This window comes from Streptomyces sp. NPDC020983 (assembly GCF_044333485.1).
Classification (GTDB): domain Bacteria; phylum Actinomycetota; class Actinomycetes; order Streptomycetales; family Streptomycetaceae; genus Actinacidiphila.
Genome location: NZ_JBIRRA010000008.1, coordinates 293,746 through 318,910, shown reverse-complemented (window position 1 = coordinate 318,910; position 25,165 = coordinate 293,746). Strand labels below are relative to the sequence as shown.

The following is a 25,165-nucleotide window of genomic DNA, read 5'->3' as shown; positions in this document are numbered from 1 at the left end:
CTCAGATGAGGCCGAGCTCGCGCACGGCGGCGCGCTCCTCCTCCAGCTCCTTGACGGAGGCGTCGATCCGCGGGCGGGAGAACTCGTTGACGTCCAGGCCCTGGACGATCTCGTACGTGCCGTTCTTCGTCGTGACCGGGAAGGACGAGATGAGGCCGGCGGGCACGCCGTAGGAGCCGTCCGAGACGATGCCCATGGACGTCCAGTCACCCTCGGCGGTGCCGTTCACCCACGTGTGGACGTGGTCGAGCGCCGCGGACGCCGCGGACGCCGCGGAGGAGGCGCCGCGCGCCTCGATGATCGCCGCGCCGCGCTTGGCGACCGTGGGGATGAAGGTGTCGGCGAGCCACTGCTCGTCGTTGACGATCTCCGCCGCGTTCTTCCCGGCGACCTCCGCGTGGAAGATGTCCGGGTACTGCGTCGCCGAGTGGTTGCCCCAGATGGTGACGCGCGTGATGTCCGAGACGGCCGCGCCGGTCTTCTTCGCGAGCTGTGCGACCGCCCGGTTGTGGTCCAGCCGCGTCATCGCCGTGAAGCGCTCGGCGGGGACGTCCGGGGCGGCGGACTGCGCGATCAGCGCGTTGGTGTTCGCCGGGTTGCCGACGACCAGGACCTTGATGTCGTCGGCCGCGTGGTCGTTGATGGCCTTGCCCTGCGGCTTGAAGATGCCGCCGTTGGCCTCCAGCAGGTCACCGCGCTCCATGCCCTTCGTCCGCGGGCGGGCACCCACGAGGAGGGCCACGTTCGCGCCGTCGAAGGCGACGTTCGGGTCGTCGGTGATGTCGATGCCGCGCAGCAGCGGGAAGGCCGCGTCGTCCAGCTCCATGGCCGTGCCCTCGGCGGCCTTGAGCCCCTGCGGGATCTCCAGCAGCCGGAGCTTCACCGGTACGTCCGCGCCGAGCAGGTGGCCCGAGGCGATGCGGAAGAGGAGCGCGTAGCCGATCTGGCCGGCCGCTCCGGTGACGGTGACGTTGACGGGAGTGCGAGTCATTGCCTTCTCCTGGCCTGTGCGCGGTGACCGCGCGTGCTGCTGGGGTCGGGGGTGCGGCCTGTGCGGCCGCTCGGCAGTGGCTGGGCGGCGGCCCAGATCGCGGATCTCCCCGTCGTCGGGAGAGCCACCCGCCAGGCTATCGCGGGGCCGCCGCCGCGCAGACCCGGCCCCGCCCGCCCGTGCCTCCGACGTGCGATTCCGGCCACCCCGCGGTGGCCCGCCTCACCCGAGGCACACCCCGAGACCGATCAGGTCCAGGCACAGCCCCGTCCCCGTGGGCGAAGGAGTCGGCACCGGCGCCGCGGACGTCGGCCTGTCCGAGACGCTCGGCGTGGCGGGCGGCGCGGAGACCGGCGGTGACGTCCGCACCGGCGGGGCCGACGTCACCGGAGGCAGCGTCTGCGGCGAACTGCCGGGAACGGGCGGCGCGGTCGTACCGGACGGCGGTCGCGCCGAGGCACGGGCCCCGGTGTGCGACGGGGACACCGCCGGGGTACGGGACGCGGGCGCCGTCGTCACCGTCGCCGTCGGGGCGGCACCGTGGCCCGGAGCGCTGCTGTTGCCCGTACCCGCCAGCAGCACCACCGCCAGGAGCGCACCCACCGCGCACACCCCCGCCGCCCCCACCAGCACCGCCCGCCTCCGCCCGCGCGGCAACCCCTCCTCCGCGCCCAGCGGGTCCAGCGGATCCGGCACCGGCACGGGCTCCCCCCGGCCCCGGCCCCCCCTGCCCCTCGCCGCCCTGTCCGCGAGCCGCCACAGCGCACCCACCCGCTCGTAATCCGCACCACTCGCCTGCGCCAGCACCTCCACAGCCGCGAGCGGCGGCACGCGCCGCGCCGCCAGATACGACGCCCACGCCTCCGCGGACTCCGCGGTCCGCGCGGCGAGCGCGGGCACGGTGAGACCGCTGCGGTCCTTCATGCGCCGCAGCTGCGTCGCGAGCCGCCGCATGTCCAGGGGGATCTGGTCCGTGAGCGGCTCCCATTGACCCATGCCGCACCCTTCGTGTCCCGGCGGATACCGAGGGCAACGATAGAACACCCGTGCCGTACGGATGTTCTTTCCACTCAACCCCCTCCGCGGGCGGCACCCATGTGCTACCGCCCACCCCCTCGCATCCCGCGCGCCCGCCGCCTCGGGCGGTGCGACGGCGGGCGCTGCCCGCTTGCGGTGGAGCGTGCGACTGCCCCGCCGCGGGGGACGCGCTTCGGGCGGTGCCCGCTCAGGGTGGGGCTTGCGGCTACCCGCCGCCGGGGACGCCTCGGGCGGTGCCCGCCCGGGGTGCGTGAGCGGCTGACCCGCCGCCGGGGTTTCCCGCGCCTGGCGGCGCCGCGCTCGGGCGCTGCCCGGTTGCCGGTACGTGGGCGGCTTGCCCGCCGCCGGGGTTTCCCGCGCCTGGCGGCGCGGGGTGCTCCCACCCCCACCACCCGTGCGGGACAGATGTCGACTGACGGTCCACCTGTGGGGCGCATTCGGCGTCGGGGGCGAACCGCAGTCCCTGGACAGATTCACCCCCACCGGCAGGCAGCCGCCACACCGGCCCGGGAGGGGGACGATCCGGGGGTGCCCCCGCAGGAATGCGCACCCCCGCCGCTCACCGGACAAGGGGGAGGTCAGACGCGCATTCCGAGGAGGTACCCCCGGAGTGGCACCCGACCCCACCCCCACACAGGACGCGCGATGCCCCGCCGGGCAACCCAGGGGCGCGGGGAACGGCGCGAGCAACCCACCACCGGCAGAACGGCGAACCGCCACCGCAAGCCGCACCCCCTCAGGGGCGCGAGGAACGGCGCGAGCAACCCCCCACCCACCGCAAGATCGCGCGGCGAACCGCACCAGGCACCCCGCAGCGCAAAAGACCCGCGGGGAACCCCGCGACCAGCCCCCACCGGCGGAACGGCGAACCGCCCACCCACCGCCAGAAGGCCGCGCGGCCCACAGCGACACGCGCCCCGCAGCGCGCAAAGGCGCGCGGAAACGCCCCGCCCCCACCCGCCTGCGCAGAACTCAGCGCACCGAGAAGTGGATGATGTCCTCCAGGAACGGCACGCGCAGGATCGGGTCGGGCTGGGCCATCAGGGCCAGGAGGATGATGGCCAGCCCCAGCACGGCGTACGTGATCACGTCGGTGAACCGGCTGCGGACGGCGAGCATGCCGACGGACGGGAGCGTCCAGCGCAGGACTCCGCCGAGGAGGAGCGCGACGCCGACCGTGATCGCGCCCGCGCGAAACGCGTCGGCGGCGGTGGTCACGAGGCCCGCGACGATGCCGGCGAGGACGACGAGGATGGGCCACTGGCGGGCCGGCGCGGGCGCGGCGCCCGGGGCGGCGCGCCCGCCGCCCTCGGGGCGTGCGGTGGACGTCGTGACGGCGGGGCGGCCCCCGGGGCCGAGCTCAGCCGACACGGCCCGCCGCCTGCCCGTCCCCGTGCCCGCCCGCGGCGCCTCCGGCGCTCCCGGCGCTCCCGGCGAGGGCCGCACGCTCGGCCGCCTCCACGACGTTCTGCAGCAGCAGCGCCCGCGTCATGGGCCCGACGCCGCCGGGGTTGGGGGAGAGCCAGGCCGCGGTCTCGGCGACCGCGGGGTGGACGTCGCCGACGATCTTGCCGGCCTCGTCGCGGCTGACACCGACGTCGAGGACGGCGGCGCCCGGCTTGACGTCCTCCGGCTTGACGATGTGCGGCACGCCGGCGGCGGCGACGACGATGTCGGCCTGCCGCAGCTGCGCGGACAGGTCGCGCGTCCCGGTGTGGCACAGCGTCACGGTCGCGTTCTCGGACTTGCGGGTGAGGAGCAGCCCGATGGAGCGCCCGACGGTGATGCCGCGGCCGACGACCACGACGTGCGCGCCGTTGATGCCGACGCCGTGCCGGCGCAGGAGTTCGACGATGCCGTTGGGGGTGCAGGGCAGCGGGGCGGGCACGCCGAGGACGAGCCGGCCGAGGTTCGTGGGGTGCAGCCCGTCCGCGTCCTTGGCGGGGTCCATGAGTTCGAGGACGCGGTTGGTGTCGATGCCCTTGGGCAGCGGGAGCTGCACGATGTAGCCGGTGCAGGCGGGGTCCTCGTTGAGCTCGCGGACGACCGCCTCGATGTCCTCCTGGGTCGCGGTCGCGGGCAGCTCGCGCTGGATGGAGCCGATGCCGACCTGCGCGCAGTCGCGGTGCTTGCCGGCGACGTACCACTTGCTGCCGGGGTCGTCGCCGACCAGCAGAGTGCCGAGCCCGGGGGCGACACCGCGGGCCTTGAGCGCCTGGACACGCTCGGTCAGTTCGGACTTGATCGCGGCTGCGGTGGCCTTGCCATCGAGAATCTGGGCGCTCATGGGCCCATTGTCGTCGATCGGGGGTACGGGTCAGCAAATCCGTGCGGTTCCCGTACGCGGAGAACCCTTGCGCGGCGATGTCACCTGGTCGGACGATGTGGCGGTTCGCTGCCGCCCGTCCCGCCCCCCGTGAAGGAATCCGCCCGTGAGCCAGCCTCCCGGCCCCCCGTACCCGTACGGCGGCCAGCCCCAGCAGCCGTACGGCCAGCAGCCGCCCGGCGTCCCGCCACAGGTCCCGTACGGGCAGCCGGCCGGGTACGGCTACCAGCAGCCCTACGGCTATCCGCAGCCGGGCGGCGTGCCGGCGGGGATGCCGCCGCTGGCCAGCTGGGGTGCCCGGCTCGGGGCGCTGCTGCTGGACTTCCTGATCGTCAACCTGGTGCCCGTCGGGCTGTTCCTGGGAGGCTACCTGCCCTTCTCGATCAAGGTGCAGGACGCCTACCAGAAGTGCAAGGACCACGGCATCGCGAGGAAGAACTGCCCGAACGTGCCCGATCCGACCGGCACGAACGTGACGCTGATGGTGGTCGGCGGCATCCTGATGCTGGCCGCCCTGGTCTTCCTCAGCTACCGCGAGGGCCGGACGGGCCAGACGCCGGGCCGCAAGATCGTCGGCATCCGGCTGCTGCGCGAGTACGACGGTTCGACGACCGGCTTCGGCCGCGCCTTCGGCCGCCGCTGGCTGCACGCGCTGGACTCCATCCCGTGCGCCCTGGGGTACCTGTGGCCGCTGTGGGACGCCAAGAACCAGACGTGGGCCGACAAGATGGTCGGCACGGTGGTCGTCAGAGACCAGTTCTGATACGCCGTTCCCGGTACACGGCTTCTGCCGCGCCGGTACCGGAACGGCAGCCGACGCGGCCGCGGCCGTACCCCGTCCCGGACAAGGGGGGTACGGCCGCGGCCGCCGCTGCGTCGCGGCTCAGTGGAAGAAGTGCCGCGTGCCCGTCAGGTACATGGTCACGCCGGCCTTCTTCGCGGCCTCGATCACCGCGTCGTCGCGGACGGAGCCGCCGGGCTGGGCGACGGCCTTGACGCCCGCCTCGGCGAGCACCTCGAAGCCGTCCGGGAAGGGGAAGAAGGCGTCGGACGCGGCGTACGAGCCGGCGGCGCGCTCGGCGCCGGCGCGGGCGACCGCGAGCTTCGCGGAGTCGACCCGGTTGACCTGGCCCATGCCGACGCCGACGGTGGCGCCGTCCTTGCCCAGCAGGATCGCGTTGGACTTCACCGCGCGCGAGGCGCGCCACGCGAAGGCCAGGTCGGCCAGCTCGGCGGGCGCCAGCGGCTCGCCGCTGACCAGCCGCCAGGTGGCGGGGTCGTCGCCCTCGGCCTGGAAGCGGTCCTTGGCCTGGATCAGGACGCCGCCCTCGATCGGGCGCCGCTCGGTGACCGCGGCCGGGGCCTCCTCGACCTTGAGCACCCGGATGTTCTTCTTGCGGGCGAGCACCTCCACGGCACCGTCCTCGTACGCCGGGGCGACGATGACCTCGGTGAAGATCTCCGCGACCTGCTCGGCCATCGCGACCGACACCGGGCGGTTGACGGCGATGACGCCGCCGTACGCCGACAGCGGGTCGCACGCGTGGGCCTTGCGGTGCGCCTCGGCGACGTCGGCGCCCACCGCGATGCCGCACGGGTTGGCGTGCTTGATGATCGCCACGCACGGCTCGTCGTGGTCGTGGGCGGCGCGCCGGGCGGCCTCGGTGTCCACGTAGTTGTTGTAGGACATCTCCTTGCCGTGCAACTGCTCCGCGCCGGCCAGTCCGCTCGCGGGGGCGTCGGCGCTGACGTACAGGGCGGCCGCCTGGTGCGGGTTCTCGCCGTAGCGCAGGGTCTGGCGGCGGGTGTAGACCTCGCCGGCGAAGGTGGGGAAGCCGCCCTCGCCCTCGGCCGCGTAGCCGTCGGCGAACCAGGAGGCCACGGCCACGTCGTAGGCGGCGGTGTGCCGGAAGGCCTCGGCGGCGAGCTGCTTGCGGGCGGTGAGGTCGAAGCCGCCGGTCCGCGCGGCGGCCAGCACGTCGGCGTAGCGCGCGGGGCTGGTGACGACGGCGACGGAGGGGTGGTTCTTGGCGGCGGCGCGCACCATCGAGGGGCCGCCGATGTCGATCTGCTCGACGCACTCGTCGTCGGACGCGCCGGAGGCGACGGTCTCGCGGAAGGGGTACAGGTTGACGACGACCAGCTCGAAGGGCTTGACGTCCAGCTCCTCCAGCTGCCGCCGGTGGTCGTCGAGGCGCAGGTCGGCGAGGATGCCGGCGTGCACGCGCGGGTGCAGCGTCTTGACCCGGCCGTCCAGGCACTCGGGGAAGCCCGTCAGCTCCTCGACGGGCGTGACGGGCACGCCGGCGGCGGCGATCCGGCCGGCGGTCGAGCCGGTCGAGACCAGCTCCACGCCCGCCTCGTGCAGCCCGCGGGCCAGCTCCTCCAGGCCGGTCTTGTCGTAGACGCTGATCAGCGCGCGGCGCAGCGGGCGCTTGTCCTGGCCTTCGGTGGTGTCGGCGCTCATGCCGGAATCCGTACCTTTCGTCCTTCGATGCGGTAGCCGTCGCGCGACAGCCGCCCTACGACGTCGACGAGCAGCCGCCGCTCGACGTCCTTGATGCGCTCGTGGAGCGCTTCCTCCGTGTCGTCCTCGCGGACCTCGACCACGCCCTGGGCGATGACCGGGCCGGTGTCGACGCCGTCGTCGACGAAGTGGACGGTGCACCCGGTGACCTTGGCGCCGTACGCGAGCGCGTCGCGTACGCCGTGGGCCCCGGGGAAACTCGGCAGCAGTGCCGGGTGGGTGTTGACGAACCGGCCGCCGAAAGCGGCGAGGAACTCCCCGCCGACGATCTTCATGAAGCCGGCGGAGACGACGAGGTCCGGTTCGTACGCCGCGGTCGCCGCGGTGAGGGCGGCGTCCCAGGCGGCGCGGTCGGGGTGGTCCTTGACGCGTACGACGAAGGTGGGGATGCCGGCGCGCTCGGCGCGTTCCAGGCCGGCGATCCCGTCGCGGTCGGCCCCGACGGCGACGACCCGGGCCCCGAGGCCGGGATCGGCCGCGATGGCGTCCAGCAGTGCCTGGAGGTTGGTGCCGGAGCCGGAGACGAGCACGACCACGCGTGCGGCGGAGCCGGGGGATCCGGCGGCGGGCGGGACGACGAACGGGGCGGGAGTACGGGCGGCCACTGGCGGGAGGCTCTCTCTCGCGGCCGCCGGGCAGGCACCGGCAGCCTTAGGATGATCGTACGAGTCAGGGATTGGCCGGATTCCGGGGAACCCTACGAGACCCCCGACCGTCAGCAACGATACCGGCACTCCGGACGGCCCCCGCGGGACGGGGGACCGCGCGGAGGGTAGCGTCTGCTGGGAGCACGGACTTCGCGCGCCCTGCGCGAGGGTGAACGTGACGTATCCGACACCTGTGTCGCGTATGGCGCCCATACCGCCGCACAGGACGGAGGATTTCACCAGACCGCACTGCCCGCACGAGGAGTCGAGCCCAGGGGATGGCGCATCACATCATGAGCAGCGGCCGTATTCGTCTCGCGCTGCGCGCGCCCGAGGGCGACCAGGACCAGGAGAACCCGTTCGCGCCGCCGCCCGAGGGCACGCCGGACCGGCCCTGGCAGCCGCGGCAGCCCTCGGGCTCCGGCGGCTCCGGCTCCGGCCAGGACTCCCCCGATGCGTCCGGCTCCTCCGGCTCCCCGGGCCCCGGCTCCACACCGCCCACCCCGCCGCCGGGCGCACCGCAGGCATGGGGCAGCCAGTGGAGCAGCCGGCAGCCGCAGGGCGGGCGGCCCGACCCGTACGGGCGGCGGCCCGACCCCCTGCAGGGCCCCACCGGGCCCCAGGGCACCGGACCGCGCTTCGACCCCACCGACCCGGCCCACCGCCGCTCCCGCTACGCCCTCTTCTTCGGCAGCTGCGGCCTGCTCTTCGCGCTGCTCGGCTGGACGCCGGTCGGCCTGCTGCTCGGCGCACTCGCGCTCTACTGGGGCATCAGCGCCCTGCGGATGCCCTCCGAGGAGCGCGCCCAGGCCCGCGCCGCCGCCGCCTCCGCGCTGGCCGACGCCACACAGTCGCCGCGGCCCGCACCGCCCGCGCCGGGCCCGGACGCGCAGCGCTCGTTCGTGACGGCGGCCTGGACGGGCATCGTGGCGAGCGGGCTCGCCCTCGTCATCGTCGCGGGGACGTACGCCTTCCACCTCGCCTACCGCGACTACTACACCTGCCGCCAGGACGCGCTCACCACGCCGGCCGCGCACGCGTGCCAGAAGCTCCTGCCGAAGCCGCTGCGCGACCTGCCGTCGATGCGCCCGTAAGCCACCTCAGGACCCGCCGGGCGGATCCACGGGCCGCACCGGAAGATCCGGCCCGGACACCGCACCCCCCACCGGGGGCTCGGACGGTGCCAGGGGCCCGGACGGCGAGGGGGACCCGGACGACGCCGGGGGCCGGGGCGGCACCCCGGACGACGCGGGCGGCTCCAGCGGCGCGGGCGGTGCCACCGGCCCAGACGGCACGGGCGGCTGCCGCACCGGCGACGACGCGGGCGGCTCCGGCCGCACGGACGGCGCCACCGGCCCGGACGACACGGGCGGCTCCAGCGTGGACGGCAGCCGCACCGGGGACGACATCGGCCGCTCCGGCGGAATCAGCATCTGCCGCACCGGGGACGGCGCGGGCGATTCGGGCGGCACGGGCGGTGCCACCGGCCCGGAGGGCGCGGGCGGCTCCGGCGGCACGGACGGTGCCACCGGCCCGGACGACACGGGCGGCTCCAGCGCGGGCGGCTCCGGCGGCACGGACGGTGCCAGCGGCCCAGACGACGCGGGCATCTGCCGCACCGGCGACGACACGGGCGGCTCTAGCGGCACGGGCGGTGCCACCGGCCCGGACGACACGGGCGGCTCCAGCGTGGACGGCAGCCGCGCTGGCGACGACACGGGCGGCTCCAGCCGCACGGACGGCGCCACTGGCCCAGACGACGCGGGCGGCCGGGGTGGCTCCGGCATCTGCCGCACCGGCGACGACGCGGGCGGCTCCAGCGTGGACGGCTGCCGCACCGGGCACGACATCGGCCGCTCCGGCGGAATCGGCATCTGCCCCACCGGGGACGGCGTGGGCGGCCGGGGCGGCGCCGGGGGCACGGGCGGCTGCGGGGGGCGGAGCCGCACGGGCGAGGACGGCTGCGGCGTCACAGCCGTGCGCGGCATGCGGGTGCGGAACCACGCGACGGCCACCGCCGGCGGCACCGCGAGGACCAGCGGCCAGGCCGCGGCCGCGGCACCGGCGAGCCACCACGCCGGCCCCACGTGCGCGAGGGTGCTCACCCCCAGCGGCCCGCCCGCGGCGGCCGCGAGCACCCCGAACACCAGCCCGCAGGCCACCGCGGCCCCCGCGGTGGCCAGCGCCGTACGGCCGGGGCGCAGCCGGGCCCTGACGCACACCCAGCCCACGGCCGCGGCCGCCAGCACCGGTACGGCGAGGGTCGCCCAGCCGGCCGGGTGCGGTCCGCCCTGGCCCGGCAGCGCGGCCAGCAGCGGGAAGCGCGGCAGCAGCAGCGGGTAGCCGGAGGCGCCGGAGGGCGCGACCGTACTGCCCGCGCCGATGGAGAAGCCGGGGCCGAGCGCGTACGCCGCCGACCACACCGCGAGGTTCGGCACGAGCAGGACGCACACCAGGAGCACCGCGAGCTGGCCCGTGAAGGACGCGCTGAGCTGCCCGAACGCCCGCCCCGCCGGACCGGCGTGCCAGCCGAGGGCGACGCCGCCGACGACCGCCCCGCCGCCCACCAGGACGCCCGCCCCGATGCCGCCGGCCCGCAGCGCGAGCGCCGCGTCGGCGCCCCGCGCGCGCAGGGCGGCGGGCAGGAGCCACCCGCGGCCCGCCCACGCCCCGGTGGCGGTCGCGGCGGCCGCGAAGAGCGGTACGTGCAGCAGCGCGGACCGGACGTCGGCGTGCAGCGACCCGGCGGCCGCGTAGGCCGTGACCGGCGCGGCGACGGCGAGGTAGCCCCCCAGCACCCAGCCCGCGCAGGCCCGGGTGCCGTTCGCCACGGCCGACGCCGTACCGCGGTGGAGCAGCCACGCGGGCGGCACGCTCAGCAGCAGCGGCGTGACGCCCACCGGCGCCGCGGCCCCGGAGAGCGTGGTGTCGCGCACCAGGTCGGCGCCGTGCCCCAGCAGCCACAGGTCGGCGGCGATGTGCAGGGCTCCGCCGAGGCCGCTGTCGGGGAAGGGCGAGACGACCCAGAGCAGCAGCACGGCCGCCGCGAGGCCGAGCAGCGCGAGGCCGGCCGCGGCCATGCCCGCGGCGAGGGCCGACGCGCGCAGCACGGGGAGCGGACGGGGAGCGTCGGGGGCGGGTTCCTGCGCCGCTCCGGGCGGGGCCGCCGGCTGCGTCATATGGGTCACGGCGTCCCATGGTGCCAACAACACCCGTTTCGCCCGTGCAGCGGGCGGTTGGTCGACGTGTCGCCCATGATGCGGCATATACACGGTTTTTCGGACTGTCTGATGTGTACGACGAGTCGGATGAGAGGCCTTACTCGTGAGCAGGCGTATCCCGTGAGCAGGCGCAAGCGGCCCCGTACGTCCCGGCCCGGGGCCGCCGCCCGCACCCGTACCGCCCCCGCGCCCGTTCCCGCTTCCCCTGCCGCGCCCCCGGAACCCGCCGCCTCCGGCGCCGCCCCCGCGGACGCGCGGCGGACGGCGGCCGTACGGGCGCGGCCTCTTCCGCTGCGGGCGGTCACCGTCTACCCGGCGGTGGCCGCGGAGCTCCTGCCGCCGGCCGCGGCGGCGCGGGCGGACGCGGCGCGGGCGGACGCGGCGCGGGCGGACGCAGCGCAGGCGGACGCAGCGCAGGCGGACGCGGCGGCGGAGGCGGGTGGGGCGCCGGACCGCCCGCGGGCGGCGGTGGATGCGGGCGACGCCCTGCTCGACCCGGCCGACACGCTCGACCCCGAGGCCGCGTTCGACGCGCTCTACCTGCGGTGCGCGGGGCCGCTGCGGCGGCAGGTGGTCGTCCTCACCGGGGACGCGGAGCTGGCCGCGGAAGCGGTGCGGCGGGCTTTCGACCAGGCCTGGCAGCGGTGGCCGGAGGTCGCGCGGGACAGCGACCCCGCGGGCTGGCTGCGCGCGAGCGCGCACACGTACGCGCTCGCGCCGTGGCAGCGGCACTGGAAGCGGGTGCGCGGACGGCCGCCGGCGCCCGCCCCCGAGGACGGTCTGTGGCGCGCGCTGACGGGGCTGCACCCGGAACGGCGGCGGGCACTGCTGCTGCACGACGGGCTCGGCATGAGCCTGGCGCGCACCGCCGCCGAGGTCGAGTCGAGCCCCGCGGCCGCCGCGTCCCGCATCATCGGGGCCCGCCGCGAGCTCGCCGCGGCGGCGCCGGACGCGTACGACGGGGGCGACGCCGCCGGGCACCTGGCCGGTCTTCTCGCGGCCGTGCCGGAACCGCCGCCCTCCGCGCGGGCGCGGAAGGGCGCCCGTGAGGTACCCGCGCGGCCCGCGGGCGTGCGGGCGGCCAGCGAGCGCGGGACGCGGCGCCGTACGGTCGCGTCCTTCGCCGCGGCGGGGACGGTGCTGCTGGTCACGACCGTCTGCATGATCGTCGGACCGCAGCGGCCGGGCGAGTCCCGCCACCACGACCCCGTGCCGCCGCACGGGCAGGTGGCGCAGTCCGCACCCTGACCGCGGGCCGGAAACGGCGGACGGCCCGCTCCCCTGGGCGAATTCCAGGGGAGCGGGCCGTCCGTGGTGTGCGTGGCGGCAGGCCTGTTCAGCCGACCAGGATCTCCCGGGCGAGCCGCGCGGTCTCGGACGGCGTCTTGCCGACCTTGACGCCCGCGGCCTCCAGGGCCTCCTTCTTGGCCTGCGCGGTGCCGGAGGAGCCGGAGACGATGGCGCCGGCGTGGCCCATGGTCTTGCCCTCGGGCGCGGTGAAGCCCGCGACGTAGCCGACGACCGGCTTCGTCACGTTCTTCTCGATGAAGGCCGCGGCCCGCTCCTCGGCGTCGCCGCCGATCTCGCCGATCATGACGATCAGGTCGGTGTCGGGGTCGGCCTCGAAGGCGGCGAGCGCGTCGATGTGCGTGGTGCCGATGATCGGGTCGCCGCCGATGCCGACCGCGGTGGAGAAGCCGATGTCCCGCAGCTCGTACATCATCTGGTACGTCAGCGTGCCGGACTTCGACACCAGGCCGATACGGCCCGGCTTGGTGATGTCGCCCGGGATGATGCCGACGTTCGACTGGCCCGGGGTGATGATGCCGGGGCAGTTCGGGCCGATGATGCGGGTCTTGTTGCCCTTCTTGCCGGCGTACGCCCAGAAGGCCGCCGAGTCGTGCACGGCGATGCCCTCGGTGATGACGACGGCGAGCGGGATCTCCGCGTCGATCGCCTCGACGACGGCGTCCTTGGTGAACTTCTCCGGCACGAAGATCACCGAGACGTTCGCGCCGGTGGCCTCGATGGCCTCCTTGACGCTGCCGAAGACCGGTACCTCGGTGCCGTCGAAGTCGACCTTCTGACCGGCCTTGCGCGGGTTGACGCCGCCCACGACGTTGGTGCCGTCGCCCAGCATCAGCTTCGTGTGCTTGACGCCGGTCGCGCCGGTCATGCCCTGGACGATGACCTTGCTGTCCTTGGTGAGCCAGATAGCCATGGTGGTGTGTGTCCTCGTCCTCGTGCTTACTTCGCGGCGGCCAGCTCGGCGGCCTTGTCGGCCGCGCCGTCCATGGTGTCGACGCGCTGCACCAGCGGGTGCGCGGCGTCGGTCAGGATCTTCCGGCCCAGCTCGGCGTTGTTGCCGTCGAGGCGGACGACGAGCGGCTTGGTGACCTGCTCGCCGCGGTCCTCCAGCAGCTTCAGCGCCTGGACGATGCCGTTGGCGACCTCGTCGCACGCGGTGATGCCGCCGAAGACGTTGACGAAGACGGAGCGGACGTCCGGGTCGCCGAGGATGATCTCCAGGCCGTTGGCCATGACCTGGGCGGAGGCGCCACCGCCGATGTCCAGGAAGTTGGCGGGCTTCACGCCGCCGTGCGCCTCACCGGCGTACGCGACGACGTCGAGGGTGCTCATGACGAGGCCCGCGCCGTTGCCGATGATGCCGACCTGGCCGTCGAGCTTGACGTAGTTCAGGCCCTTGGCCTTGGCGGCGGCCTCCAGCGGGTTGGCGGCGGCCTTGTCGTGGAGCTCCTCGAAGTCCGGGTGGCGGAACTCCGCGTTGTCGTCCAGCGAGACCTTGCCGTCCAGCGCGATGACCTGGCCGGAGGCGACCTTGGCCAGCGGGTTGACCTCGACGAGCAGGGCGTCTTCCTTGATGAAGACCTCCCACAGGCTCACCAGCACGTCCGCGACCTGGTCGGCGACCTCGGCCGGGAACTTCGCGGCGGCCACGATCTCCTGGGCCTTCGCCTTGTCGACACCGTCGATCGCGTCGATCGCCGTCTTCGCCACGGCCTCGGGGCGGTTCGCCGCGACCTCCTCGATCTCCATGCCGCCCTCGACGGAGGCGATGGAGAGGAACGTGCGGTTCGCGCGGTCCAGGAGGAAGGAGACGTAGTACTCCTCGACGATCTCCGGGGCCGTCTCGGCGATCATCACCTTGTGGACCGTGTGGCCCTTGATGTCCATGCCGAGGATGTCCGTCGCGCGGGCGACGGCCTCGTCCGCGGTCGCGGCCAGCTTCACGCCGCCCGCCTTGCCACGGCCACCGACCTTGACCTGGGCCTTGACGACCGACTTGCCGCCGAGCCGCTCGGTGATCTCGCGCGCCGCCTCAGGCGTGTCGATGACTTCACCGGCCAGCACCGGTACCCCGTGCTTGGCGAAGAGATCCCTCGCCTGATACTCGAACAGGTCCACGCGCGTCCGTCTCCCTTTTCCCTGGAATCGGCTGGAGTAAGCCCGGATGGTGTACGGCGTCGACAGGAGGCTGCCGTCGTGAACACGTACAGCGCCGCCTGCCGGCTGGGCGTGCCGCACGGGCAGGGCGACTGCACCACCAGCTGTCACCAGATGAGCGCACGCGGTGTCCGGGTACGCGGCATGTCCGTCTTGCAGGTTATCGCCGTGCGGTGGCGCTGCCGAAATCCGAGCACGGCCGTGAGCGGTGAGAACGGTCACAACCCGCCCGTTCGGGCCACCGCCGGAGGGGGCCGCGGAGCGGGCGGCGGGCCGCGGGATCAGGCTCCCGAAAGGCTCAGGCCTCGGGTATCGGGAGGGGGCGCTTCTCGATGGCCGCCGCCATGACGTCGGGGAAGTGGTCGGGCGTGCAGGCGAACGCGGGCGCTCCGAGTGCTGCCAGAGCCGCCGCGTGCTCCCTGTCGTACGCCGGCGCACCCTCGTCCGACAGCGCGAGCAGTGCCACGAACTGCACGCCGGACGCCTTCATCGCCGCGACCCGCTTCAGCATCTCGGCCCGTATCCCGCCCTCGTAGAGGTCGCTGACGAGCACCACCACGGTGTCCGCCGGACGGGTGATGCGGGAGGCGCAGTACGCCAGCGCGCGGTTGATGTCCGTACCGCCGCCGAGCTGCGTGCCGAACAGCACGTCCACCGGGTCGGAGAGCTGGTCGGTGAGGTCGACCACCGCCGTGTCGAAGACGACCAGGCGGGTCGCGATCGAGCGCATCGACGCGAGCACCGCGCCGAAGACGGAGGCGTAGACGACGGAGGCCGCCATCGAACCGGACTGGTCGATGCACAGCACGACGTCCTTCTTCACCGAGCGGTCCGCGCGCCCGTAGCCCACCAGCCGCTCCGGCACGACGGTGCCGTGCTCCGGCAGGTAGTGCCGCAGGTTGGCGCGGATCGTGCGGTCCCAGTCGATGTCGCGGTGCCGCGGCCGGCCGACGCGGGCCGACCGGTCCAGCGCGCCGGTCAGCGTGGCGCGGGTGCGTGTCGCGAGCCGGGCCTCCAGCTCCGCGACGACCTTGCGCACCACGGCACGGGCCGTCTCCCTCGTCGTCTCCGGCATCGCCTTGTGGAGCGACAGCAGCGTGCCCACCAGGTGCACGTCGGCCTCCACGGCCTCCAGCATCTCCGGCTCCAGCAGCAGCGTGGACAGGCCGAGCCGGCCGATGGCGTCCCGCTGCATCACCTGCACCACGGAGCTGGGGAAATACCGGCGGATGTCCCCGAGCCACCGCGCGACCTGCGGCGCCGAGGCGCCCAGGCCGGCCCCCCGCTCCCCGGCGGCCGCGCCGTTCCCCCCGTAGAGGGCGCCGAGCACCCGGTCCATCCCGGCGTCCCGCCCGGCCGGCGTGTGGCCCGTCCCCTCTCCCCCGGGCCCTCCGCCGAGCACCATCCGCCACCGCCGCAACCGCTCCTCCCCCGCGTCGGGAGCGGGGGCTCCGCCGGCGGGAGCGGGAGCGGTGCGGGTGGTTGCGGGAGCGGTGCGGGTGGTTGCGGCGGGGGCGGGGGCGAACGGAACCGGCTCGCCCGCCCGGCCGGCGGGGAGCGGCGCGCGGGCACCGGGAGGCGACGCGGCGGCCGGGCCCGCGCCCGGGGCTCCCCCGGCCGTGGCGGCGGGGCCGGGGGCAGGGGTCGGGTGGTGGTGGGGATCGGTCATCGTCAGGCTCCCCCGGTGGGGTGGGTTCCCAGGTCGGTGGTCGTGGTCGTGCCGAGCAGCAGGCGGACGGTGTGCGCCGCGGCGGAGGCGCGGGTGGCGTCGAGTACCGGGCCGAAGCCGGGCAGGCCGGGTTCGGCCGAGCCCGGGGCGGGGCGTCGGGCGGTGGCCGGGCCACGGCGTACGAGCTCGCCGACCGTGCGGCGGACGCCCGGCTCGAACTCCGCGAACGTCCGCCGCAGCAGCGGCAGCACATCCGTGAAGGCCGCCGGCGGTACCGCGCATATCCAGGCGTCGAGCAGGGCGAGCAGCCGCTCGTCGTGCACGAGCAGCATGCCGCCGCCCGCGAGGAAGCCCTCGATCCAGCCGGCCGCCTCCGCCGGGGCGGTGCCCGGTGACAGCGTCAGTCCCATCAGCCGGGCCGCCTGCTCGGCCGTCAGCCGCCCGTCGTCCAGGAGCAGCCGGGCCGCGGCGCCGCGGAGCAGCCCCGGTATGCCGCCCGGGGCCCCGCCCGGCCGGTCGCCGCGCTCGGCGAGCCCGCGCAGAGCCGCGGCCCAGCGCTCCCGCAGCTCCGGGTCGGGCAGCAGGGCGACCGCGCGGTGCACCCCGTCGAGGTGCTCGCGCATGGCCGCCGCCCCGTCCCCGTCCAGCCCCGTGCAGGCGGGCGGCAGCCCGACGCAGATCCGCAGCGCGAGGCCCGCGGCGACCTCGCCGAGCGACGCCGCGTCCGTCCCCCGCACGTCCCCGTAGCGGACCGCCCGCACCAGCGCGGGCAGCGCCTCCGCCAGGTGCGCCACGTCCGTGTCCAGGGCCGCGCGGTCGGCCAGCACCCGCATCACCACGGGCAGCGCTTCCGCGAGCCCGGCCAGCAGGCAGGCCTCGGCGAGAGCGGTGACCTCGGCGAGCGTCCCGGCGTGCGCCGCCGCGTCGGCCGCCTTCGCTGCCGCCGCGGACGCGACCGTCGTCCCCCAGATCCCCGCCTCCGCGACCCGCACCGCGAGTTCCGGCTCCCAGCGCAGCCGCCACTCCTCGCGGAAGGTGCCCGTGCTCCCCCGCCGCCCGGCCGGCTCACCCCAGCCGATGGCGAGCAGCGCCAGCCGGTGCAGCAGCCGGCTGCGGGCGGCGTCGGTGTCCTTGCGCAGATCCAGCTCCAGGTGGCGTTCCAGCGCCTCCGGCTTGAGCCGCAGCGTGCGCTGCTGCCGGGCCAGGTCCCGGGCCAGCGGCACCGCGGGCGCGTCCGGCGGCACCTCGCCGAGCGCGTCCCCGACCACCAGGCGGTCGCGGACGAGGGCGAGCGGCACGTCGGATCCCTCGCACATCACCGCGCGGACCGCGTCCGTCGCCTCACCGAGCCCGGCGAGCGGCCGGCCGCGCAGCGCGGCCAGCGTCTCGGCCAGCCGCACCGCCTCGATCACGTGCGCGGACGAGACCGGGATGTCCTCCGCCCGCAGCAGCCCGGCGACCTTCGTCATCCAGCGGGCCACCGGCCGGTCGGGCGCGGTGAACAGGTGGCGGTACCAGCCCGGCGAGTCGATGCCCGCCCCGTATCCGCTCGCGCGGGCGAGCCTGCGGTGCGTCCAGGGCACCCACGTCGTCTCCACCCGGGCCCTGGGCAGGCCCTTGACCAGCTGCCGGTCCGCTGCGACCGCCGTCCGCGCGGCGAGCGCCGGTACGTGCCAGGCCCCGCACACCACGGCCGTCCGCGCGTGCGCCCGGCGGGCCTCGCGCAGCCGCAGCCGCATGTGGGCCTCCCGCACGGGGTCGTGGGGATGGCCGCCGTCGCCGTGCACGGCCCGGATCGCGGCCATCGCCTCGCCGAGCGCCGCGAACGGGGCGAGCGGATCGGCCTCCCCGCCGTCCCCCGCGCCACCGTCCCCGCCCGTGCCGTCGCCGCGGTGCTCCACCGCGTCCTCCCACCACCGCTCCGGGTCGTCGTACCCGGCGGTCTCGGCGAGCACGGCAAGCGGGTCGATCCGTACGTCCGCCGCGGGGCCGGGGCCGTCCGCAGCCTCCCCGTCCGCACCGCCGGGGCCCTCGGCGAGGGCCTGCTCCTCCGGTGAGGGCCGCAGGGCCAGACTGACGGCGGCCGGCAGGTCGATGAAGCGGACCTCCGCACCCGCGGCCGCCGCCCAGCGCAGCGCGACCCACTCGGGCGAGAACTCCGCGAAGGGCCAGAAGGCGGCCCGCGCCGGGTCGTCGGCCACGTGCGACAGCAGCGCGACCGGCGGCCGCATCGCCGGATCGGCGGCCAGCGCCACCAGCGTGTCGGCCTCCGGCGGCCCCTCGATCAGCACCGCCTGCGGCCGATACGCCTCCAGCGCGGCGAGCACCGCCCGCGCGGATCCGGGCCCGTGGTGCCGCACCCCGAGCAGCACCGCATCCCCCGCGCCCTGCGCCAGCACCGTCGCGGCCGACACGTCCCGCGCCCTGCCCCGCGGCCCGGGCCCGCCGCCCGCACCGGCCCCCGCCTCCTCCGGCGGCCCGGCAGCGCCCGCCTCGACGACGGCCTGCCGCGCCGGTGATCCCGCCGCCTGCGCCCCCGTCGCGACCACCCTGCCGCCGCCGGACGCCCGTCCGGCGGACGGCGTACCGGCCGCGGGTCCGCCACCAGGCCGCCGGGCCGCCCCGCCGGGCGGCCTCATGACGTCACCTCACGGCAGGCCCGGTAGAAGTCCTTCCAGCCGTCGCGCTCGCGGACGACCGTTTCCAGATACTCCTGCCAGACCAGGCGGTCCGCCGCCGGATCGCGGACCACCGCGCCGAGGATGCCCGCGGCGACATCGGCCGCGCGCAGGACGCCGTCGCCGAAATGGGCCGCCAGCGCGAGGCCGCTCGTGACGACGGAGATCGCCTCGGCCGTGGAGAGCGTGCCCGAGGGTGTCTTGAGCTTGGTACGGCCGTCCTCCGTGACGCCCGACCGCAGCTCGCGGAAGACGGTGACGACGCGGCGGATCTCGTCGGCGCCGCGCGGCGCGGCGGGCAGGTCGAGGCTGCGACCCGTCTGGGCGACACGGCGCGAGACGATGTCCACCTCGTCCTCCGCGCTCGCGGGCAGCGGCAGCACCACCGTGTTGAACCTGCGGCGCAGCGCGCTCGACAGCTCGTTCACCCCGCGGTCGCGGTCGTTGGCCGTCGCTATGAGGTTGAAGCCGCGGACGGCCTGCTGCTCCGTCCCCAGCTCGGGGATCGGCAGCGTCTTCTCGGACAGGATCGTGATGAGGGAGTCCTGCACGTCGGCCGGGATGCGGGTCAGCTCCTCCACGCGGGCGATCCGGCCCTCCGCCATCGCCCGCATCACGGGGCTGTGCACCAGCGCCTGCCGGCTCGGGCCGTGCGTGAGCAGCTGCGCGTAGTTCCACCCGTAGCGGAGGGCCTCCTCCGGTGTGCCCGCGGTGCCCTGCACGAGCAGCGTCGAATCGCCGCTGACGGCGGCCGCGAGATGCTCCGAGACCCATGTCTTCGCCGTGCCCGGCACGCCGAGCAGCAGCAGCGCCCGATCCGTCGCGAGCGTCGTCACCGCGACCTCGACGATCCGGCGCGGGCCCACGTACTTGGGGGTCACGACCGTGCCGTCCGGAAGCGTCCCGCCGAGCAGGTAGGTGGCCACCGCCCAGGGGGACAGCTTCCAGCGGGCCGGGCGCGGGCGGTCGTCGGCGGCGGCGAGCGCGGCCAGCTCGGCCGCGAAGGCCTCCTCGGCGTGCGGCCGCAGGGCCTCCCCGGTGCCGGCCGCGACGCTCGTCGAAGCGGTCATAACTCTCCCCCACTCGTTCGAACGGACCCCCTCGGTCCGTGCTGATCCCACTGTGCACCCCACCACTGACAATCCGTCACGGCCCGCGATCCCCGCAGGTCACAGCGATTGTCAGTGGCCGGACCTAGCGTGGTGGACATGGACGAAACGGAAGCTCGGTGGACGCCCGACCAGGTGCTCGCGCTCGCGCCTGACGCGGCGTCACGCACCGCGGCCGCGCGGCTCGCGACGCAGGCGTCGTGGTCCGGCGCGGGCGCCTCGCGCGACGCGGTGTGGGGCCTGTGCGCGGGCAGCGGCAGCCGTCCGTACCAGACGGCCGTCGATCTGCGGGGCCCCGCGTACGCGTGCTCCTGCCCGAGCCGGAAGTTCCCCTGCAAGCACGCGCTGGGGCTGCTTTTACTGTGGGCGGGCGGCGGAGGAGCGGTCGCCGCGGGGGCGACCACGCCGGAATGGGCCGGGCAGTGGCTCACCGCCCGCCGCGCGAAGGCGGCCGAAGCGGCCACCGCGGCCGCCGGGGAGGACGGCGGCCCGCCCGGCCCGCCCCCGGCGGACGCCGCCCGGAAGCGCGCCGAGCGGCGCGCGGTGCGGGTCGAGGGCGGCGCCGCCGAGCTGGAGCAGCGCCTCACCGACCTGCTGCGGGGCGGCCTCGCCGGGGCGGAACGCGCGGGCTACCAGCAGTGGGACGAGATGGCGGCCCGCATGGTCGACGCGCAGGCCCCCGGCCTCGCCGCCCGGGTCCGCGCGCTGGGCGCGGCCGCCGCCGCGGGCGGCGACTGGCCGTCGCGGATGCTGGAGGAGACGGGACTGCTGCATCTGCTGGCCCGCGGCTATCTCGGCCGCGAACGCCTCCCGCCGCCCCTCGCGGAGACGGTACGGACACGGATCGGCTTCACCACCGACTCCGCGGAGGTCCTCGCGGGCCCGCGGATCCGCGGCCGGTGGCTCGTCCTCGCGCAGTACGACACGGCGGACGAACGGCTGACCACCCGCCGGATCTGGCTCCGTGACGCCGCGTCCGGCCGCTTCGCGCTGCTCCTCTCCTTCGGCGCCGCGGGCCGCGCCCCCGAACTGACTCTCCCCGTCGGCTCGGTCCTCGACGCGGAGCTGGCCTACCACCCGGCGGCGGTCCCGCTGCGCGCGGTGCTCGGCGAGGTCTTCGCGACCGGCACCCCCGACCGCACCCCGCCGGGCGCATCGGTGGCCACCGCCCTCGACGCCTACGGGACAGCCCTCGCGGACGACCCGTGGCTGGACGCCTTCCCCGTCGTCCTCACGGACGTCGTACCCCTCCCGGGCCAGGACCACTGGCAGGTGGCCGACGCGCGGTCCGACGCCGCGGCCCCCCTCACCGGCCCCACCCCCCTGTGGCGCCTGGCCGCCATATCCGGCGGGCGCCCCGTCACCCTCTTCGCGGAGGCCACCCCCAGCGGCCTCCGCCCCCTCGCGGCCTGGCCCCCGGCCTCGCCCACCCCGCTCCCGGTGTGAGGCGAGGCGCATCCGGCCCGACCCACCACACCCCGACAGACGACCACACACGGCGAGGAGCCGGCCCCCGATCAGGTGGCGAGGGACGGCTCACGGAGGAGGCCTCATGGAGACGCGGTGGGACGACCTCATCGGCATCGCGCTGCTCGGCACCGAACGGCGCCGCCCGGCCGGGGTCATAGGCGACGCGGCGGAGGCCGCGGCGAGCCTGCTGGACGCCGCCGCGGCCGGCGTCGTACGGCGGCGCGCCGGGCTGCTGCCCGGGACGGCCGGCCCGCGGCCCGAGCCCGCCGCCCCCGACCGGCGGCCCGAGCTGCCGCCCGCCGCCCGCCGCCGCCTCACCGCCCTGCTGGCGGACCGCTCCGGCCCCGGCAGCGGCGGCAACCGGCGCGGCGCCGCACCGAACCTCGCCGAACTGCTGCCGCAGTGGCTGGCCGCCGCCCGCCGCGAGGGCTACGCCGCCCCGCCCGAACTGCTGCCCGCGCTGCTCGACGTGGCCCGGGCCCGCACCGACCTGCGGGCCGAGGCCCTCGCCTTCGCCGGCCCGCGCGGGCAGTGGCTCGCCCGGCTCAACCCCGACTGGGCGTACGCACTACGGGCAGGCGCGGCCGCGGTCCCGGAACCGGGCACCCCCGGCGCCGGTGACGAGGACCAGGAAGAGGCCGCGCGACTGTGGGAGGAGGGCCTGTTCGCCGAGCGCGTCGCGCTGCTCGCCCGGCTCCGGACGAGCGCCCCCGGCACCGGTCTCGCCCTCCTCGCCGCGACATGGAAGAGCGAACGCGCCGAGGACCGGCTGATGTTCCTCGACTCCCTGCGCACAGGCCTGTCCCCCGCGGACGAGCCCTTCCTCGAACAGGCCCTGTCCGACCGCAGCCGCAACGTACGGGCCACCGCCGCGGAACTGCTCTCCGCCCTGCCCGAATCCGCCCTCGCCGCCCGCATGGCCGCGCGCGCCCGCACCTGCGTCTCCCTCGGGCCCGAGGGCATCGTCGTCGAAGCCCCCTACGAATGCGACGCCGCGATGGAAAGGGACGGGGTCGCCCCCCGCCCCCCGAACGGCCGCGGCGAACGCGCCTGGTGGCTCGGCCAACTGGTCGACGCCGCACCCCTGGCCCTGTGGACCACCCGCTTCGGGGGCCGCAGCCCCGAGCAGATCATCGCCCTCCCCGTACTCGACGACTGGCAGCCCGACCTGCACGCCGCCTGGTGCCGCGCGGCGGTCCGGCAGCGCGACGCCGTATGGGCGCGGGCGCTCCTCGGGCCGCCACCCGCACCCACCACCCCGATCCTCGCCATCGGCGACCCGGCCAAACTCCTCTCCATACTTCCCGCGGACGAACGCGCGCGGTGGGTCGCGGCGTTCGTCGCCGCGCACGGGCTCTCCGAGGCCTTCCAGATGCTCGGCGTCTGCGCCGTGCCGTGGGCCGCGCCGCTCGGGCGGGCCGTGGTCGACGCCCTCGACATCGCCCGCGACGCAGGCAGCTACCCCTGGAGCTTCAGCGGCGTCATGGGGCTCGCCGAGCGCTGCCTCGACCCTGCGGGGGCCGAACAGGTCGCCCTCCTCGCCGCCGCGGGCGACGACGCCGCCGACCACGCGCCGGGCGCCGCCGCGTACTGGGCCGAGGCCTTCCAACGCCTCGCCGGCACGCTTCGCCTGCGGGCCGCCATGCTCCACGAGCTCCGCTCCCCCGCCCCCTGACCCCGCCGCCGGGTTCCCGCGCCTGGCGGCGCGCCGCTTCGGGCGGTGCCCATTGCGGTGGGGCTTGCGGCTGACCCGCCGTGGGAATTTCCCGCGCCTGGCGGCGCGCTGCTTCGGGCGGTGTCCGCCCGGGGTGCGTTGGCGGCTGGCCCGCCGCCGTGGTGCCCGCGCCTGGCGGCGCGGGGTGTTCCCACCCCCACCACCCGTGCAGATTCGACGTCGGCTGACGGTCCACCTGTGGGGCGCATTCGCCGTCGGGGGCGAACCGCAGTCCTCAAGGACTTCACCCCCACCGGCAGGCAGCCGCCGACGAGACACCGGGAGGGGGACGATCCGGGGGTGCCCCCGCAGGAATGCGCACCCTCTCCCCGCCACCTCACGAAAGAGGTCAGACGCGCATTCCGAGGAGGTACCCCCGGAGTGGCACCCGACCCCACCCCCCGAGTAAGAGCGCGATGCCCCGCCGGGCAACCCGGGGGCGCGGGGAACTGCGCGAGCAACCCACCACCGGGCGAACGGCGAACCACCACCGCAAGTGGCACCCCGCAGCGCAAAAAGGCCCGCGGGGATCCCCGCGAACACGCCCCACCCACCGCGCGGGGAACCCGCCTCACGCGCCCCGGGGCGCGCCGAACCACCTGGTCAGCGCTTCCGCGAGAGCGGATTGCGCGGCGCCGAGCCACACGACATGCGCGTCGGGGCGCAAGAGCACCGCCGGAGCGGGGAGTTCGGCGGCCGGCGCCGGGAGGACGTCGACGCGGGAGGACCAGCCCGCCACCGTCAACGTCCCGGTCGCGTCGAGCAGGACCCCCCGCCCCGACCTCATCCGCTCGTAGAGCCGCCCCTCCGGGGGAAGAGGGAGGTCCCGCATCCTCCGGCCGAGCAGGCCCGACTCGTCCTCGGCCGCGCCGCCGACGTCGTACCGCACCCCGACCCCCGTGGCGACGCCCGTCATGTACGCGTTGACCTCCTCGAAGTCCATGAGCCGCGACAGCAGCCCCCGCAGTGCCACCGCGCCCGGTTCGGTGCCGAGCAGCAGCATCTGGGCGCGGGTGTTGTCGAGGACGGCGGCTCCGACAGGGTGCCGCTCGGCGTGGTAGGTGTCGAGCAGGTCCTCCGGGGCCCACCCCGCGATGTGTGCGGCGAGCTTCCAGCCGAGGTTGAAGGCGTCCTGGACGCCGATGTTGAGGCCTTGTCCGCCGGTCGGCGGGTGGATGTGCGCGGCGTCGCCGGCGAGGAGGACGCGTCCGACGCGGTAGCGCTCGGCCTGCCGGGTGGCGTCGGTGAAGCGGGAGAGGAAGGTCGGGGAGTGCGCCCCGAAGTCGGTGCCGGCGTGGGCCCGCAGCTGGGCGCGGAATTCGTCGAGGGTGGGCGCCGCCCGGTCCTCGGAGACGGCGTCGGCGGGAACGATGATGCGGTATTCGCCGTCCCCGAGGGGGTGTGCGCCGAAGCGCAGCTGCGTCTTGCGGACCTCTGTGACGACCGCGGCGATCTTTTCCGGGTCCTCGGCCAGCGCCATGTGGCCGAGCAGCGTCTCGGCGGTCGCGGGCTCGCCGGGGAAGCCGATGCCGACGGCCCTGCGCACAACGCTGCGGCCGCCGTCGCAGCCGACGGCGTAACGGGATCGCAGCCGCGTGCCGTCCGCGAGTCCGACCGTCACCCCGTCCTCGTCCTGGCCGACCGTGGTGACCTCGCTGCCGAAGCGGATCGCGGTGCCGAGGCTCTCCGCGTGCTCGCGCAGCAGCCGCTCGGTGGCGGGCTGGGAGACGGCGAGGCCGTACGGGTGGGCGGTGTCGAGGGTGGCGGGCCAGTCCTTGTGGATGCCACCGAAGAAGCCGCCGATCTGGAATTTCTCGCTGATGGCGAGGAAGCGGTCGAGGAGGCCTCGCTGGTCCATGATCTCGACACTGCGGGTGTGCAGGCCCTGCCCGCGGGGCTGGTCGACCGGTGCGGCCGTCCGTTCCAGCACGAGGACGTCCACGCCGTGTAGCCGCAGTTCGCCGGCGAGCATGAGGCCGGTGGGCCCGGCGCCGATCACGATCACGTCATGGATACGGGGGGCGTGCGTCACGTCAGTCATCACCATGGCCCGTTCGCTGAGGGTGCTTTTCCGTTCCGCGGCGCCGGCCGGGAAATACGCGTTTGCGCAGGCCACAGCACCTCGGGCCGGTCATTGTGCGGCATCGAGCGGGCCTTGCGGCAAGCCCCCAGGTGCGCTATAGGTTAGTAGTGGCAAGGAGAGCACGACGTCCTTGCCCTCTTTTTTTTGCCCGCCCCGCGGCGTTCCCGGGACGGGCAGGATCGGCGCACCGGCGCGGAAGGCGCACCCGCAGCCCGCGCACGCACCCA

General features: G+C 75.7%; 18 protein-coding genes and 1 pseudogene. 6 read left to right on the top strand and 13 right to left on the bottom strand.

The features are described from left to right. Position 1 precedes the first annotated feature (1 nt). Positions 2-991, bottom strand: a complete 990-nt coding sequence (locus ACH4SE_RS20500) for a malate dehydrogenase (protein WP_398544811.1) — start codon at positions 989-991, stop codon at positions 2-4. A 274-nt stretch (positions 992-1,265) separates the two neighbouring features. On the opposite strand from ACH4SE_RS20500, the gene ACH4SE_RS20495 reads away from it, so the two are divergent. Then, positions 1,266-1,772 carry a hypothetical protein gene (locus ACH4SE_RS20495; protein ID WP_398544944.1) on the top strand — a complete coding sequence of 169 codons (507 nt, stop codon included), beginning with the start codon at positions 1,266-1,268 and terminating at the stop codon, positions 1,770-1,772. 47 nt (positions 1,773-1,819) lie between these two features. Here ACH4SE_RS20495 and ACH4SE_RS20490 read toward each other — a convergent pair. The 3 genes and pseudogenes from ACH4SE_RS20490 to ACH4SE_RS20480 all read right to left on the bottom strand — a co-directional run. Then, a pseudogene (locus ACH4SE_RS20490) lies at positions 1,820-1,915 on the bottom strand (hypothetical protein); the annotation flags it as partial. 1,086 nt (positions 1,916-3,001) lie between these two features. Continuing rightward, positions 3,002-3,400 carry a DUF3017 domain-containing protein gene (locus ACH4SE_RS20485; RefSeq protein ID WP_398544810.1) on the bottom strand — a complete coding sequence of 133 codons (399 nt, stop codon included), beginning with the start codon at positions 3,398-3,400 and terminating at the stop codon, positions 3,002-3,004. Beyond that, on the bottom strand, positions 3,390-4,316 hold the full coding sequence (locus tag ACH4SE_RS20480; RefSeq protein WP_398544809.1) for a bifunctional methylenetetrahydrofolate dehydrogenase/methenyltetrahydrofolate cyclohydrolase: 927 nt from the start codon (positions 4,314-4,316) through the stop codon (positions 3,390-3,392). Before ACH4SE_RS20480 ends, ACH4SE_RS20485 begins: the two co-directional genes overlap by 11 nt. A gap of 145 nt (positions 4,317-4,461) precedes the next feature. On the opposite strand from ACH4SE_RS20480, the gene ACH4SE_RS20475 reads away from it, so the two are divergent. Beyond that, positions 4,462-5,118 (top strand): RDD family protein, encoded by a 657-nt coding sequence (locus ACH4SE_RS20475; RefSeq protein ID WP_398544808.1) that lies wholly within the window; start codon positions 4,462-4,464, stop codon positions 5,116-5,118. Positions 5,119-5,238: 120 nt separating this feature from the next. Here the strand turns inward: ACH4SE_RS20475 and purH are convergent, their stop codons facing one another. Both purH and purN read right to left on the bottom strand, forming a co-directional pair. Then, complete coding sequence (purH, locus tag ACH4SE_RS20470; protein WP_398544807.1) at positions 5,239-6,822, bottom strand: bifunctional phosphoribosylaminoimidazolecarboxamide formyltransferase/IMP cyclohydrolase; 1,584 nt, start codon at positions 6,820-6,822, stop codon at positions 5,239-5,241. Beyond that, the gene (purN, locus tag ACH4SE_RS20465; protein WP_398544806.1) at positions 6,819-7,487 is read right to left on the bottom strand and encodes a phosphoribosylglycinamide formyltransferase; all 669 of its coding nucleotides are present in this window, start codon (positions 7,485-7,487) and stop codon (positions 6,819-6,821) included. Before purN ends, purH begins: the two co-directional genes overlap by 4 nt. A gap of 320 nt (positions 7,488-7,807) precedes the next feature. Here purN and ACH4SE_RS20460 point away from each other — a divergent pair, with 320 nt between their 5' ends. Then, positions 7,808-8,623, top strand: coding sequence for a hypothetical protein (locus tag ACH4SE_RS20460; protein WP_398544805.1), 816 nt, complete (start codon positions 7,808-7,810; stop codon positions 8,621-8,623). A gap of 6 nt (positions 8,624-8,629) precedes the next feature. Here the strand turns inward: ACH4SE_RS20460 and ACH4SE_RS20455 are convergent, their stop codons facing one another. Continuing rightward, on the bottom strand, positions 8,630-10,708 hold the full coding sequence (locus tag ACH4SE_RS20455) for a DUF6350 family protein (protein WP_398544932.1): 2,079 nt from the start codon (positions 10,706-10,708) through the stop codon (positions 8,630-8,632). Positions 10,709-10,870: 162 nt separating this feature from the next. Between ACH4SE_RS20455 and ACH4SE_RS20450 the strand changes: the two genes are divergently transcribed. After that, positions 10,871-11,998, top strand: coding sequence for an RNA polymerase sigma factor (locus ACH4SE_RS20450; protein ID WP_398544804.1), 1,128 nt, complete (start codon positions 10,871-10,873; stop codon positions 11,996-11,998). An 88-nt stretch (positions 11,999-12,086) separates the two neighbouring features. Here the strand turns inward: ACH4SE_RS20450 and sucD are convergent, their stop codons facing one another. From sucD to ACH4SE_RS20425, 5 genes are all read right to left on the bottom strand, one after another. Continuing rightward, positions 12,087-12,971, bottom strand: a complete 885-nt coding sequence (gene sucD / locus ACH4SE_RS20445; protein ID WP_398544803.1) for a succinate--CoA ligase subunit alpha — start codon at positions 12,969-12,971, stop codon at positions 12,087-12,089. A gap of 26 nt (positions 12,972-12,997) precedes the next feature. Further along, positions 12,998-14,176 carry an ADP-forming succinate--CoA ligase subunit beta gene (gene sucC, locus ACH4SE_RS20440; protein WP_398544802.1) on the bottom strand — a complete coding sequence of 393 codons (1,179 nt, stop codon included), beginning with the start codon at positions 14,174-14,176 and terminating at the stop codon, positions 12,998-13,000. Between the two features lie 337 nt (positions 14,177-14,513). After that, complete coding sequence (locus ACH4SE_RS20435) at positions 14,514-15,620, bottom strand: VWA domain-containing protein (RefSeq protein ID WP_398544931.1); 1,107 nt, start codon at positions 15,618-15,620, stop codon at positions 14,514-14,516. Positions 15,621-15,886: 266 nt separating this feature from the next. Next, positions 15,887-18,523, bottom strand: a complete 2,637-nt coding sequence (locus ACH4SE_RS20430) for a DUF5682 family protein (protein WP_398544801.1) — start codon at positions 18,521-18,523, stop codon at positions 15,887-15,889. Next, positions 18,520-19,632: an AAA family ATPase gene (locus tag ACH4SE_RS20425; RefSeq protein ID WP_398544800.1), complete on the bottom strand. Its 1,113-nt coding sequence runs from the start codon at positions 19,630-19,632 to the stop codon at positions 18,520-18,522. The genes ACH4SE_RS20430 and ACH4SE_RS20425 overlap by 4 nt, the downstream gene beginning before the upstream one ends. Positions 19,633-19,770: 138 nt before the next feature. Here ACH4SE_RS20425 and ACH4SE_RS20420 point away from each other — a divergent pair, with 138 nt between their 5' ends. After that, positions 19,771-21,117, top strand: coding sequence for an SWIM zinc finger family protein (locus tag ACH4SE_RS20420; protein ID WP_398544799.1), 1,347 nt, complete (start codon positions 19,771-19,773; stop codon positions 21,115-21,117). A gap of 106 nt (positions 21,118-21,223) precedes the next feature. Next, positions 21,224-22,816, top strand: a complete 1,593-nt coding sequence (locus ACH4SE_RS20415; protein ID WP_398544798.1) for a DUF5691 domain-containing protein — start codon at positions 21,224-21,226, stop codon at positions 22,814-22,816. Positions 22,817-23,426: 610 nt separating this feature from the next. On the opposite strand, the gene ACH4SE_RS20410 is transcribed toward ACH4SE_RS20415, so the two are convergent. Then, positions 23,427-24,902 (bottom strand): FAD-dependent monooxygenase, encoded by a 1,476-nt coding sequence (locus ACH4SE_RS20410; RefSeq protein WP_398544797.1) that lies wholly within the window; start codon positions 24,900-24,902, stop codon positions 23,427-23,429. Positions 24,903-25,165: the final 263 nt, after the last annotated feature.